The organism is Bacteroidota bacterium (assembly GCA_026391695.1).
GTDB lineage: Bacteria > Bacteroidota > Bacteroidia > Bacteroidales > JAGONC01 > JAPLDP01.
The window spans coordinates 18,966-34,120 of sequence record JAPLDP010000031.1; the positions used below are offsets into that span (position 1 = coordinate 18,966).

The window sequence follows — 15,155 nt, forward strand, 5'->3', positions numbered from 1 at the left end:
AATCGAAGTCATATGAAAAAGCTACTATTACTTCAACTGGCTCTGTTCCTTACAGTCATTGCTTTCGGTCAGAGGGATGCTTTTTACTACCAGTACTTGAACAATTACCATATCCTGAATCCTGCATTTACAGGAACTCAGGAGAAGCTGACTTTTAACCTGACTGACCGGCATCAATGGGTAGGAGTGAGAGGTGCTCCCAATACAATTACTTTTGACTTCCAAACGGTTATTAAAAGTGAAAAAGTTGGCATTGGAGGGTATATCTATACCGACCGGTTGGGTCCGGCCTTAGATTTCGGTCTATTTACGACCTATGCTTACATCCTTGAAATGCCTGATGCAAGGTTATCGTTCGGATTGCAATTCGGTTTTAAGCAAACTGTAATTGACTGGGACAGATTACAGATGGAAGATATGGATGATTGGTACCTGCTCGAACAGCCACAGCCCAGGATCATGCCCGATGCAGATTTTGGAATTTATTACTACAAGGAAAAATTCTTTGCAGGATTCTCCACCAAACACCTTTTTGAAAAATATTTTGCTGATTGGACCAAGATTAACACAAATTTACCATTGCTGCTTAATCAAAATATGTACCTGTATATCGGAGGATTTATCAATATAAGAAAGGAATTTATATACAAGCCATCTATATTGATTAAATATGTTGATGATGGCAGTTGGGGGTTTGATGCCAATTCCTGCCTAATGGTTTACAATCTCTTCTGGATAGGGATTTCTTACCGGTCAAATCATAACTCTTTTGTTTTTATGACAGATATAAAAGTGAATTCAAAGCTTAGAATCGGATATTCATATGACACGTATCTTAGTGATATTCAACATTATAGCATCGGAACACATGAAATCAGGATCAGCTATGATGCCCAGCAATTACAGAAAAGGAGATACAGACGTTTATATTATTAATGTTGGATATTTTTATTTACATTATCAGATTTTCATTGAAACCAACATTATAGATCGTAAGTACTGTATCTGGGTAATACAAAACAGTATCTCCTCCCTGGGTGCGATTCATAACCTTGATGCTGTCGAGTTGAACATAGGAAGCACTGTCAATAGTCGAGAAGGTTAATTCAATTGTTGGACGTTGACCAAATGCCGTCATAGATGCAATGGAAAGGATTAAAAGAAGAGTGATTTTGATTTTCATAATCTTTGGGTTGATGATGAAATATTCAGCCTTCTAAAATACGAAGACTTAAAGCCAAAAGCAAGTACTATTTTGAGGTATAGGTGATGACTTTTTTGTGGGATTATCTTCAAAACACTTGTTTGATAGGGCTTTTGCAGAAACAGGTTCAGAAAATAGTACTAACTTCAGTTCACTAGGATATCATTTTTATACCTATATCGGAGGATATATTCGCTTCGGAAAAAATGTCATTTATAAATCTTCAATACTGGTTAAATATGTTGATAAAGGAACGTTCAGCTTTGATTTCAATTCAGCCGTCATGCTGAAAAATCTGATATGGGTCGGAGTATCTTTTAAATCAGCTACGAATTCTGTGGTCATTACTACAGAACTTAAATTGAATTCTAAATATCGGTTAGGTTATTCATACGACTCATATCTGGGTGATGTCAGGGCATATAATATCGGATCGCACGAAATCAAGATATCCTATGAGGTCGATTTATACAAGAGAAGAAATTCTTTCCCGTTGAGTTTCTGACAGAAAGTAAAATGACTTATGACGTTGGCGGAGAAAGAGGGATTCGAACCCCCGGACCCACATAAGCAGGTCAACTGATTTCGAGTCAGTCCCGTTCGACCACTCCGGCATTTCTCCGCAACAAAAGTATGAAAATATGATGGATCTCTAAGTCTTATTAAAGAGAAATTCACTTGAGACCATAGAATTCTCCATTAACCTAATGCTTTAGGTATTTGAAGTTTGTCATTTGGAATTTATTTGGATTTTGGTGCTTGTAATTTGGAATTCATTTGGGATTTGGTGCTTGTAATTTGGAATTTAAATAAACACCATATCCTCTGTCTTGACAGGTGCATTAGTTAATAGTGATATAAGATTCCAAACACTGTCTAATGTAATGTTCTATCCGGTTTTTTGAACCAATTGGAATTGGTGTTAATTGATAATCATTTTTTTTGCGTAGCTTTTTCCTCCGCTTGTAAATTTAAAAATATAAACTCCGGCATTATAATCTCTTACGTCGAGCTGAAAGCTCTGAATATTTATAGGTACAACATTTTTGACAGAATTACCTTCTAAAGAAAAAATCTCAAGTTGTATTTCGTCATCGATTTTGTCTTTGAAGTAAATAGTTAAATAATTTTTTGCAGGATTAGGAAAAAGGTGTATTAAACCAAAAGGACTTTCATTCTCTTTAATGTTTAATAAAAATGCCTCCTTGATTTTTGACAAACCATTAGTGATAAACTTTCCGTTATAGTTCGGTAAATCTTTATCATAACTTGGGAAAAGACAGAATTCTTCACCTGTTGAAGGACGATAAATCTTAAAATTCATTGTTTCATTTTCATAAAATCCATCTTGGACTTCTGAAGTTGGATCATTACCATAAACAGTCATAGCAATATTCTGTGTTTTTTCCAGTAGCATAAACGAGCCACCACAAATACCTGATTGTGTGAAACATCCGATGACGTCATCCGTTTTAAGCTCAGCTATTACTGCTTTACTAACGGCTATGATATGTGAATTTGGGGTGGGGGTTACTTTATACAAATTGAAACCCGAAAAATGTTCAGATTCAGAATCACAAATTGACTTGAATTGAGAGCTATCCGGATAAATAATTAAGCAATTATAAGAAGTGTGAATCATGTATGACTTTCCGGATTTTAGATATTGTAATGAATAGATATTTTGGCCTGGCCAGTATATTTTATTTCCCGCAATTTCTTTTACAATAGTCAAAGTATCACCTAAACTACTTAAAATATCTGTCTGCATAGTTGAAACATTACCTTGACTAAGAACAGGTAAAATATACCACCCTCCCGGGAGATGGACGGTTTTATCCGATACCGTATTACCAATCATTACAAGCTGAATAGTGCTAGTTACATTTATTTTATAACCTGTCTGTGAATCCCAATAGATAATGGTATTAATGCCTTGGCTTGGCCAATAAACATGAGCCATATCCATTAAAATTACTAAGTTTGAAACCACTGATGAAAAAATATTCACAAGCAGGTTGTCATTTGGTTGAATATAACTGGAGATACCGCTCCATCCTGCAGAAATATCTATTAATTGATAATTCTCAGGATCAAGAATGTCCAATTGTCCATTTTCACTTGCATACAGGATATTCTCCGAATTTTGATCTCCAAGAATTGTATTTTGAAGGTTCAAAGAATAGGTTTCCGCGTGATCAGTGTTTACCATAAATCTACAATATGCAATTGATCCGGAATTACCAAGAAACTTCTTTTGTTGCATCGAATAGGCAAAAATCCTCAGATGAGTTGAATCAATCAAGAATGAATAAATGGAATGGTTCTGTGCCCGGTTAGTCAAAGTTGCGGAACCTGGTATGTAAGATAATATATCCGGAAACTGAAGATCAAACTGGAAACCAACAAATTCATCGTAATTATCTGTACTCATCTTGATCTGGATTTCACCTGTAAAATTGGCTATTGCATCTTCAACGATAAGATAATTAGGATGGAAGGAATATCCGGTTAGATTAACGATATATGGGTACTCATCAGGATCATTACTGAAAATTTTCATCTGCCCCTGGTCGGAACCCTTGGTGGAATTGTGAAAATACAAGGGAATAGTAGTACTGTCATTAATAAGAACATTAACAGAGAACGTCATATCCGTGTAAAAATGATTGTTTGAGAACTGAATGCTCGTGATCGTTAGTGTATCCGAACCAACATTATACACGGTTAAGAAGGAAGAGGTTGTATCCATTACTGACACATCTTCAAAGTTCAGACTGCCGGATGAATGGATATCGGGGGCAGCAATTTCAAGTGTGCCATTGTAAAAGGCCGAGATACAATTTTGTCCGTAGATATCCCCAATCAATACATTCTCCAGGTTAAGGCCATAGTAACCGCCCAGTCCGTACACATCAAAACCCAATGATAACACGTCTCCGTCATCTCCGCTGAACGTCTGATTGTCCTGCGAATAGGCCACGACTCTCAATACATGGGCTGATACCATGTTTGCAGAAACCGTATGGTTGGCCTTGCGTGGGGAAAGTGCCGCCGAATTGGATATATAGGTCAGCGGAGATGGCAAGCACAGATCGAATTGAAATCCGACAAACGGTTCCATGTTGTTAATGGAAAAATTCAGCGTTACCTGTTTGCCGGAGTAGCCAAAGACATTGCCCGTATGTATCTCATTGACCGGAAAAGCGTAAGCTGTGAGGGTAATGGCGGAAGATGGTTCATCTGGGTCATTTGAAGTGATGGTCATTTGTTGCGTATAATTTCCCTTGATCACCGATAGGAACCGGACGGTGACATCACTGCTTTGTCCTCCCTGGATTGTAAAAGAAGAGGATCCAGCCACGAAAAAGTAGGGACTGTCAAACGTGATGTTTTGAATTGACAGATCTTGGTTGCCCGTATTATATATGGTTAATATCCTGTCGGTGCTGTCGGTTAAGGGTATTGCATCGAAATCGATGGCATCCGCAGTAAAGGTAATATCCGGGCACTGAATGTCAAGGATTCCCTGTATGGCCCCGGTGAGAATATTGGTGGAACCGGCACCTCCAATTACCGGATTTTGAAAGCTTAAGGTATATGATCCGGGATCATAACCGGTATGAAATTGGAAGGTGACAATCGTCCCTGTATCACCGGAAAAAGGTGTGTTTGTGAGCGAATACCCGAATATCCGTAATTTTCTGTCAGGGAAAAGAGTATCCTGTAAAACATGATCCATTACCCTGTTCGGATTCAATTGGGCAGAGGAGGCCACATAGGTATATTCCTCAGGCAACAGCATTTCAAACTGGAACGCCACAAAGTCATCGTCGTTGGTGATCTTCACCTGGATGGTTACATTTTGGTTTGGACCGGTTGTCGTGGATACAAACTCCATAACATTATCACCATGCGATATCATGGGAATAATCCAAAGACATAAAACTATCTTTATAGCTGCTGAAGGATGTATATATTTCTTCATGCGGGGAAATATTATTTTATCACAATGATTTTTTTTGAATTTGTTGTAAACTGTTGGCTTTCTGATTGTAATACTAACCGGTATGAATATATGCCGTTCCGGGAGCAAATTCGCCGGAGTAGTGATTTATTTAACTCTAACTCATGCTTGCCAGAATATAATGACCCGATTTCATAAATTCCGGCATATCTTCCTTCAATAGTTAGGAATTCCAAACGCACAGTTGCAGCTTCCTTCAGGACTAGCTCCAGGATCGTAGGATCATTCAATGGATTGGGATATAGATCAAAGAGTACTGCTGTGCCATGATTTAATTCCTCCACTGAAGAAGATTCAAGGAAGATCATACCGTTTTCAATGGAAGTGAGGATATTGGCAGAATTGGTATCTCCGATAATGCAATCAAAAAGTTCCATCGGGTATGTTCCCGGTGTGCCTCCGGTGAGCAATTGAAACCTTACAATAATTCCTGAGTCCCCATGGAACAATGCATTGCTAAGAGAATAGGAAAATAGTCTTAACCGGTTTGTTGTTACTTGGGATGCATTCAGCACATGATCGGCTTTACGGTCTGTCAGTTGAGCTGATTTATCAACATAAACACAAACAGAGGGAAAGATCAGGTCGCACTGGAAGGAAATAAAGGGATCATCATTCTTTATTTCAATCTCAACCGAGACAGTATCATGCGTTAAACCACTTACATCGCGAACGAGCAAGATATTCTCGGCATATAGTTCCATTGTCATTAAAATGACCAGGATGATTAGAATAATCTTTGCAATGTGATGATATGGTTGTTTCATGCTGTCGATCATTTCTTTGCGTCCTTTGCGCTCCCTCTGCGCCCTTTGCGGTTATTTTTTTACTGCAGAGGACGTAAAGGGGCACAGAGGTGAATTCCTGATATCTACTTAATCAATATCATTTTTCTGTTTTGTCTGATGAATTCGCCTTTCTTGTCAACCGGCACTGCCTCCAGCCGGCAAAAGTAAATCCCGGAAGAAAGCGCAGTGTTGTCATTTATTTTACCATCCCACACCACTTCATACGTTCCGGCCTGTTGCTGCTCCTGAACGAGTGTCGAGATAAGCTGGCCGTTTATGGCATAGATCTTTACCTCCACAAAAGCCGGTTCGTGCAGTTGGTAACTGATGTGCGTATTTCCGCTGAAGGGATTCGGATATACGACCATCCTGAATTCCCCGGGCACTGCTATGATTTCGCCTCCTTTCAGGATCGGCACATAAGTGCCATTAATATCCCCTCCAACAACCTCTCCAAACCGAAGGTCGCTTCCGGAGGATGCCATCCGGAAAATATCCAGGATGCCTCCGGGTATCTGTCTGGGAACAAAGCTGTAAATGATACCGAATATTCTGTTCTCTTGTTTCACATAAGCAAACTCATATCCTTCCAGGTTCAGGAACAGGACAACATCATCAAGGTTCTCACCTAAAAGTTCAAACTGAAACGCGGCCACCTGTCCTTCGCTCTGCAGCCGGATAGATTGTTCTTTAAAATAAATATAGGCGGGTTTGGTTTGTGCATACAGGTAATTCTTTGACCCGGCTTTTCCTCCTGTGAGGATTTGAACCACACCGATGATGTCGAGTACATCGATCTGGTCGTCATAGTTCACATCGGCCGCATCAAACAGGAACGGCTGTGGATTCTGGTTGAGCATATAGGCCACGATGGTGGTGATGTCCAGCACATTCACTGCCATGTCACCGTTCGCATCGCCGTTGGCCGCGCTGAACGGTGTAGCCTGCACTTTTTTTGAATAATCACTTTCCGCCAGGTCGGTCCCCACTATTCTGTATAAATAATAGTAGGTAGTGTCGGGTATGACGTTATAATCCGTAAACAGGGTATCGGTGATCAGGCTGGTGTTGATCGGTAGTGTATCTGAAAAGGTGATATCGGTGACCTTATAAAACCGGTACAGGTTATAACCCAAGGCATCTTCGGTGCTTGCCGGCGGCCATTCCAGGTCAACCTTGCCGATACCGGGTGTGGCAATAAACTCGATAGAGGCCGACCCCGCTGCCTGGATCACGAACTGGAAACGTTCGTTCTCAACCGGTATTTCCCAGTTGGCCGTATCCCTGGCATCGCTCACACGGATCGTATTGATGCCGTCGCCTGTTTCCAGCCCGATGTTATACCATGCAGTCCAGATACTGGAATCAGCACTCCATAAGGTTGAGTTTGCGACAAGATGCTGTGTAAAAGGTTCCCTGACACCAAAGGTAAGAAACGGAGTGTACAGTGTGTCCATGGCCTTGTTGAAATACACATCAAATCTGGCCCAGCCTGCACCCAATGGGTCCAGGTGTTCATCCTGAGGATCGATACCATTGACCTCGACCTTCCAGACATGCCCGTGACATGAATCAGAAGGAGCCGTTAAATAAGGAGAGTAAATAACCTCACATAATGTAGCATCATCGTAAAAATCATAGATCTTTTCTGAAATATGGACAGAATCAGCGGTCCCCCAATACAGGTTTTGAACAGTATCATAATAACCACCAGGGGCTCGACAAGCAATGTCTGGATATCTGTCAAGTATCGATGATTTGTATAAGACGGCTTGTAATGAAATACAGGTAAAGCGTGATAACACACAATTTTCCACTCTCGTACCTGGATTTACAAACATAAGAAAACTATTCACAGTAACACTTACATTATCAAACACACAATTCGAAAATTGACACGGAACACCTCGATCAAACCAATTCATGCCGGTACAGTTAATGAAAAAGCAATGACTAAAGTTAATTCCACAAAAATTAAAACATCCATACCATCCTGACGTTAAATTAAACCTCGAGTGCGAAATATTACCATCCTGGTTGCTTATATTAGCCGACATAAAATCAGTATATGTCATTCTGAAATCGACATACGACATATCTAATGTTCCCCGATAGGATCCGCTGACAATATCATTTCCGGAAATATGAATAATGCTATCTTCGGTTCCATGTGCGATGATTTTCCCATCATTTACAATCTTACTCACTAAATCAAGATAGGTGCCCGGAAGTATCTTTAAAACGCCCGAAGGTGTCAATCTGAAACTACCTGTAATTATCCATAATTTGTCGGGTGTAAGCGTGAGGGTGTCAGAAATGTTGCCGGATATTTCTTCTCCATTAAATACCTCAATAAAAACAGATTCTGTTAAGGTATCAGATGAATTGATGGCGCCAATAAGAAATTGAAAAGCGATTTGTCTTTTATGCACTACATTGGGCTTGATATATACTTCAAAGGGATCGGATTGGTTGGTTAAGGTAGCATAGCTCGACATGTCACCGATAAAACCCGTACTGTCGGTTATCATTGCAACCGCGGTATCCTCAAAAGGACCCAATCTCATTTTGCACCATACACTGTCGGCATATCCTCCGGCATTTTTTACGCTGATCCATATCCGGATGGTTTCTCCTGCATCTGCTATACCATCATTATCACAACCGGGCAATGTATCAATGATTGTTTTATTTATATAATAGAAATCCGGTGGCGGTTCCGGCATATTCATGCTGTTGGCAATGTTCAGGATATTCCCGGAAGCCCCCTGGATCAACCGCATGAATATCTGTTCATTTGTGAATGCCGGGTGCTGGCTTTTGATCAGGGCCACTGCTCCCGCAACAATCGGACTTGCCATTGAAGTCCCGTTCAGGTAATGGTATCCTCCGTTGGGAAATGTGCTATAAATTGATACACCCGGTGCAGTGATTTCATAATTGTATCCTTCCGGGTGAGTAGACACTACAGGTCCACTCTTGTCTTTATTGGAAAATTCTGCCAGTTTCCCGGATGAAGAAGATGCCATCACTCCCATTACCCAGGAATAGGCTGCAGGATACATATTAGCACAGATAATACTGTCATAACATATACACATCGCGTCATTGCCGGCAGCTGCCACAATAAAAGCAGAGTTATATGCCACTTCCAGGGCTGATTTCAGGGTAAGGGATTCACCATAACTGCCTAGGCTTAAGTTGATCACAGTAGCCCCGTTATTCCGGGCATAATTTACTCCGGCAGCAACATGGTCAGCCGTGCCGTACCCTGAACTCTGCAGTACCTTGATGGGCATGATCTGTGCATTCCAGGCCACCCCGGCAATACCAGTTCCGTTATTGCCTTTGGCTGCTGCGATGCCGGCCACATGGGTACCATGACCGTTATCATCGTTGGGATTGTTTTCGATGTTCACAAAGTCCCAGCCCCGGATATCATCCACAAAACCATTCATATCGTCATCAATGCCATTGCCAGGCACCTCATCCCAGTTGGTCCAGATGTTTGGTGTCAGGTCAGGATGATCCCAGTCCACACCGGTATCAATGATGCCGATGACCTGGGTTGTATCACAGGTTGTGGAATCCCATGCAGCAGGGGCATTTACCGCTGCCAAATACCATTGTTCAGAGTATAAGGGATCATTGGGTGTTAACTGGGGAGGCGCCATCATAGTGTAATAATAGTAGTTTGGTTCAGCAAAATCCACAGCCGGATCTTTGGAAAGCAAAGAGTCCAGCAATCTAATATCTGTCTGAGGATCAAACTTCAGCTTGTAGATATTAAAAAGCTGGGGCATCTCCTTCACCTGCCCGTTGAAAGTAGTGATAAACTGCCGCCCGTTCCGTTTTTGTTCGCCGCGAAAAACTTTTTCAATCCCTTCGGACCGGTAGTCCTGAAGGAGTCGGTCGACAGAGGCAACTCCCACCTGAACGACATTTTGTTTTGTATGGGCCTGGATGAGCACATCATCCTTGAATTTCACCAACAATTCACCTGGCGCATAATCCGGATTGTAAGGATCCAGGTACTGCCAGTTCATGAAACCTGTGGGGTGCTGGGAATATACTACCCAGCTCAGAAGCATGGCTGAGAGCAAAAGAGTAATAGTTTTCATAAGGATAATATATTAAATGTTCTGCAATAGCGTTGTTTCATCATTGGGTAGCGCTCTTTTCGAGAAAAATAATTATCCGGCAGAAATATAAAAAACAATGGTTTATAGTAAATTTCAAACCACTAAAGGTATATAATATATATTAAAAGAGTCAAGATCTAACCTGAATTATTTTAAATTTTCAACCAGAGTTGGAATAATTTGGGAGAAGGTTTAAGGTGGGAAATATTGTGCAGCTATTTGCCGGAGCTATGGCATCCATGAAAATAAGATGGATCTCAAAGCCTTATTACATATAAATTCAATAAAGTATCAAAGAATCCCACCTTACTTAATGTTTCAGGTATTTGAACTTTGGGATTTGTGATTTATTTGGGATTTGGTGCTTGGGATTTGGAATTTATTTAAAATGTGGTGCTTGTAATTTGGAATTTAAATAAACACCATATCCTCCCGCTCTGTGATCTTTTCACAATAGCGACACTGCAACTTAAGGTCCTTTTTATCAATCACATGAAACCTGGTTGGAATCCTTTCATGATTGGTGATACAGTTCGGATTGAAGCATTTTACAATCTGGTAAATTTCATCAGGTATCTCGACTTTAGTCTTTTCATGGACATGATAATCCTTGATTACAATAAATGTGGCAGTCGGCGCAACAAGGGCTATTTTATTGATTTCTTCCATCTTGAAGTATTTACCCGCAACTTTGATAATCCCTTTTTTTCCATACTTCTTGCTGTCGAGGTTGGTACCGAATAGAATCTGATTTTCATAGTTTTCCAGATGTAACAGCTTCAACACCTGGAACAGACTTTTAGCAGCAATATGATCGATGACAGTGCCATTCTCAATGGCCGATACCTGTAATTCTTTTCTGGGTTCTTTGGTTTCCATTATTTTACTCCGAGTATTGAGGTTAATAATGCTTGACGGACATATACGCCATTCTCAACCTGGTCGAAATAATAAGCCTGTGATGTGTCATCCACATCCTCGCTGATTTCAGTAACACGCGGCAGGGGATGGAGTATTTTGAGGTTTTTCCTGGTTTGCCTGAGCATCTCGGCTTTCAGATTGTAAACATGTTTTACACGCTCATATTCGATCGGATCGGCAAATCTTTCCTGTTGGATGCGGGTCATATAGATGACATCAACAACTCGTATTACTTCATCGAGCTCTGTAAATTCATGAAATTTCAGGTCGTGGCCCGTAATATAATCCTTGAAAATACCCGGAAGCTTCAGCTCTTCAGGTGCAACAAAATAGAATGTGGCATTGAAATGGCTAAGTGCAATAACCAATGAATGAACAGTCCGACCATATTTGAGATCCCCGACAAATGCAATGCTGATGTTATCCAGCCTGCCCTGTGTTTTACGAATGGAATACAAATCCAAAAGGCATTGTGTGGGATGCTGGTTGGCGCCATCGCCGGCATTGATTATGGGCACCGGAGATACTTCGCTGGCAAAGCGGGCACTTCCTTCCTTTGGATGCCGCATCACTATAAGATCAACATAACGACTAACAGTCAGTATGGTATCTTTAAGTGATTCACCTTTTGATACACTGGTCGATGAAGAATCCGAAAATCCGATAACCTTGCCCCCCAGCCGCGAGATAGCGCTTTCGAAACTCAACCTGGTTCGCGTTGAAGGCTCGAAGAAGAGCGTCGCCACAACGTAACCGCTGAGAAGATTTTGAATGGGCTTTTTCTCAAACTTTTCTGCCAGATCAAGGATTCGGATGTACTCTTCCTTGGTGAAATCAGTGATGGAAACCAGGCTCCGATTTTTCATAGGATCATTGGAAGTTAATAAAATGTACAGGATTTCTTTGGAAAACCATTGCTTTAAATTGCTGATAATTAAGAATAATGCAATTAGCTTTCTCCTATATCTTTAATAATCTTCAAAAGTATTGCAAAAAGGAGGTAAGAAGACGTGATGTTAATATTTATTGAAAAAATGATTACTTCCCGATCTTATGCTTTTTAATGAAAGCTTTAAGTATATCTGTCAGGTTTGGATCACCAATCTCCTGCAGATTATAATATACCCTGGTATTGGGTTTGGTGATCTTTACAATCCTTCTCAGATCGATGGGAGTGGCTACAATGACTGAGTCGCATTCTGTCTTTTTTATGGTGGCTTCCAGGTCCTTGATCTGCTGTTTGCCATAGCCCATTGCCGGCAGCAAGTGTCCGATGTTCGGATAAATAGAAAATGTTTCGGCCAGTTTCCCGACGATGAAAGGTCTGGGATCAACACATTCAGCTGCACCGTATTTGCGCGCGGCGACAATACCGGCGCCTATTTTCATTTCTCCATGGGTCAGTGTCGGGCCATCTTCAATAACCAGAACACGTTTCCCTCTGATGACAGAAGGATCGTCGACCTTGATTGGTGATGCAGCGTCAATGACCACAGCCTTTGGATTAACCCTGGCGATGTTTTCCCTTACTACCTGGATTCCATCCGGACAGGCACTGTCCATCTTATTGATGATCACCACGTCCGACATCCGTAGGTTGACTTCGCCGGGATAATAATTCACCTCCGTACCCGGACGGTGAGGATCAACTACTGTTATTGACAAGTCCGGTTTGTAAAACGAAAAATCATTGTTGCCCCCATCCCAAAGGATAACGTCGCATCCCTTTGGATCTTTCTCAGCTTCGCGCAGAATGGCTTCATAGTCAACTCCTGCATAAATGACATTTCCTCTGACAACATGGGGTTCATACTCTTCCATCTCTTCAATGGTGCACTTGTGCTTCACCATGTCGGCAAGGGTGGCAAACCGCTGCACTTTTTGTTTTTCGAGGTCACCATATGGCATTGGATGTCGTATAGCCACAACTTTTAATCCTTGTTCCATCAGCAGCTCAATGATCCGGCGGGAGGTCTGGCTCTTGCCGCAACCTGTACGTGTCGCACACACCGCAATCACCGGCTTTGTGCTTTTGACCATGGTGTCTTTTGGCCCCAACAGCATAAAGTTTGCTCCCGCTGCATTAACAATGGCACTCAGTCCCATAACCCTTGCATAAGGTACATCGCTGTAAGCAAAAACACAATCATCCACCTTCAGTTTTTTGATCAGATCAGGCAATTCTGCCTCAGCTAATATTGGAATTCCTTTTGGATACTGTTTTTTTCCTGCAAGACTTGCAGGATACTTCCGCCCGTCAATATCAGGGATCTGCGCAGCAGTGAATGCAACAACGTTATAGCCCTCGTTGTTCCTGAAATAGGTGTTGAAATTGTGGAAATCTCTTCCGGCAGCGCCGATGATGATGACATTCTTTTTCATATAAATTTTATTTTATGACCTGCGACCTGCAACCTGTGACCTGCAACCTCTATTGTTATCCCACTGACGATAGAATTCACTCTGCAAAGGTAAATTTTTAAAATTCCTGAGCAAATTTCGAAAATTTTTTCTTTAAGTAAACAAGATGAACCAGGGGTTAAACCTCCTCAAACCGCCCCTGGAAAAATCGGAGTTTATCCGGCTCGTAGGTGAGACGGAGACCTTTTAAAGTATGCCGATTTTTATAAAGATTTATTATCCCTTCAGCGACAGCTTTCATATGATCACGTGTGTAGACACGGCGTGGTATGGTTAAACGAACCAGTTCCAGGGCAGGCCGGTAATTCTGCCCCGTTGCAGGATTGCGTCCTTTACTGACGTTCCCACGTTCCATAGCTCTCACTCCCGTTTCAATAAATATTTCCGCCGCCAGCCTTTGAGCAGGGAACTGGTCCTGATCGATGTGTGAAAGAAACTGCCGGGCATCCACAAATATGGCATGACCTCCCCACGGAAGAACTATCGGAACACCTGCCTCCTGAAGAAGTTTCCCCAAATAAGCTGTCTGTTCTATACGGGAGTTTATGTATCTGTCATCAACCATTTCTCTGAGACCCTGGGCATGAGCTGCCATATCGCCTGCAGAAGTGCCCCCACTGCAATAAGTGCCTTCAAAAATCTGGAGCATTCGCTGACCTTGTCTGTACCAGGCTTCATTATCCTTGAACAAAAGACTTCCTGAAAGATTACTGAGCATATCCTTTTTACTTGATATGGTAGCGCCATCGCCATAGCTGAACATTTCAAGAAGTATGTCTGCAACAGGCACATTGCGGTACACCGGATCTTTCCTCTGGATGAAACAGGCATTTTCGGCACAACGTGTTGCATCAAAAAATACAGGAATATGCCGGGGCTTACAATATTTGTAAACCTCTTTGATGTTATTCATCGACACAGGCTGACCCCCGGCCATATTTACATTAAACTCAAATGAAACATAAGATATCTTTTTCCCTTCTTTGGTGGCCTTTTCATATAGCGAGCTGAGTTTTTCCAGATCGATATTCCCTTTCCATTGAAATTCCGACGATGCTTTATGTGCTTCATCCACAATGACATCCACGAATGTTCCCCCAGCCAGCTCCTGGTGTTGTTTTGTCGTGGTGAAGTACATATTGCCAGGCACATAATCCCCAGGTTTGATGAACATTTGCGACATGATATGTTCGGCAGCACGCCCCTGATGAGTCAAAATGATATATTTGTAACCATATATCTTTTGTGAAGTTTCGACGATTTCGCCGTATGAATCCGGTGTCGCCGGCGTCTCCTTTGCTTTATAATAAGCTATCCACTGGTCAACACTCATAGCACTTGTTCCTGAGTCGGTGAGAAAATCGATGGTCACATCTTCTGATTTCAGTAGAAATGTATTATAGCCGGCTTCAATCATCGATTTATGACGGTATTCCCGGCTGTTCATGCCGACATGCTCAATGGAATGGATGATATAATGTTCACAGGTGAAGTCATAGGCAGTAAGTTCAGGTACAAGCCATTCAAAGTGGGCTTCGGAATGAAATACCGGCTCATTTACCAGTTCAAGAGGCGTGATCTGTCCCTTTTGCTCATATAAATTAACAATAGCATCGCCGATTTGCTCAATCTGGCTATTCATTAACGCACGG

Annotated in this window: 10 protein-coding genes and 1 tRNA gene; 2 read left to right on the forward strand and 9 right to left on the reverse strand. The window is 41.6% G+C overall.

The window, feature by feature from the left end; translation table 11 throughout:
- Positions 1-12 precede the first annotated feature (12 nt).
- On the forward strand, positions 13-936 hold the full coding sequence (locus NT175_03240; protein ID MCX6233727.1) for a type IX secretion system membrane protein PorP/SprF: 924 nt from the start codon (positions 13-15) through the stop codon (positions 934-936).
- 16 nt (positions 937-952) lie between these two features.
- Here the strand turns inward: NT175_03240 and NT175_03245 are convergent, their stop codons facing one another.
- Positions 953-1,183 carry a hypothetical protein gene (locus tag NT175_03245; GenBank protein MCX6233728.1) on the reverse strand — a complete coding sequence of 77 codons (231 nt, stop codon included), beginning with the start codon at positions 1,181-1,183 and terminating at the stop codon, positions 953-955.
- A 97-nt stretch (positions 1,184-1,280) separates the two neighbouring features.
- Here NT175_03245 and NT175_03250 point away from each other — a divergent pair, with 97 nt between their 5' ends.
- The gene (locus NT175_03250) at positions 1,281-1,709 is read left to right on the forward strand and encodes a type IX secretion system membrane protein PorP/SprF (GenBank protein MCX6233729.1); all 429 of its coding nucleotides are present in this window, start codon (positions 1,281-1,283) and stop codon (positions 1,707-1,709) included.
- A gap of 25 nt (positions 1,710-1,734) precedes the next feature.
- Here NT175_03250 and NT175_03255 read toward each other — a convergent pair.
- The 8 genes from NT175_03255 to NT175_03290 form a co-directional block, all read right to left on the reverse strand.
- Positions 1,735-1,826 (reverse strand) — tRNA-Ser (locus NT175_03255).
- Positions 1,827-2,126: 300 nt separating this feature from the next.
- Positions 2,127-5,192: a choice-of-anchor D domain-containing protein gene (locus tag NT175_03260; protein MCX6233730.1), complete on the reverse strand. Its 3,066-nt coding sequence runs from the start codon at positions 5,190-5,192 to the stop codon at positions 2,127-2,129.
- A gap of 11 nt (positions 5,193-5,203) precedes the next feature.
- Entirely contained in the window at positions 5,204-6,010 is an 807-nt protein-coding gene (locus NT175_03265) for a hypothetical protein (GenBank protein ID MCX6233731.1), read from the reverse strand.
- A 92-nt stretch (positions 6,011-6,102) separates the two neighbouring features.
- Complete coding sequence (locus NT175_03270) at positions 6,103-10,140, reverse strand: S8 family serine peptidase (GenBank protein MCX6233732.1); 4,038 nt, start codon at positions 10,138-10,140, stop codon at positions 6,103-6,105.
- Between the two features lie 432 nt (positions 10,141-10,572).
- Complete coding sequence (gene pyrI / locus NT175_03275; GenBank protein MCX6233733.1) at positions 10,573-11,040, reverse strand: aspartate carbamoyltransferase regulatory subunit; 468 nt, start codon at positions 11,038-11,040, stop codon at positions 10,573-10,575.
- Complete coding sequence (pyrB, locus tag NT175_03280; GenBank protein ID MCX6233734.1) at positions 11,040-11,948, reverse strand: aspartate carbamoyltransferase; 909 nt, start codon at positions 11,946-11,948, stop codon at positions 11,040-11,042. Before pyrB ends, pyrI begins: the two co-directional genes overlap by 1 nt.
- A gap of 172 nt (positions 11,949-12,120) precedes the next feature.
- Positions 12,121-13,464, reverse strand: a complete 1,344-nt coding sequence (locus NT175_03285) for a cyclic 2,3-diphosphoglycerate synthase (GenBank protein ID MCX6233735.1) — start codon at positions 13,462-13,464, stop codon at positions 12,121-12,123.
- A gap of 157 nt (positions 13,465-13,621) precedes the next feature.
- Positions 13,622-14,977 (reverse strand): tryptophanase, encoded by a 1,356-nt coding sequence (locus NT175_03290; protein ID MCX6233736.1) that lies wholly within the window; start codon positions 14,975-14,977, stop codon positions 13,622-13,624.
- Positions 14,978-15,155 lie beyond the last annotated feature (178 nt).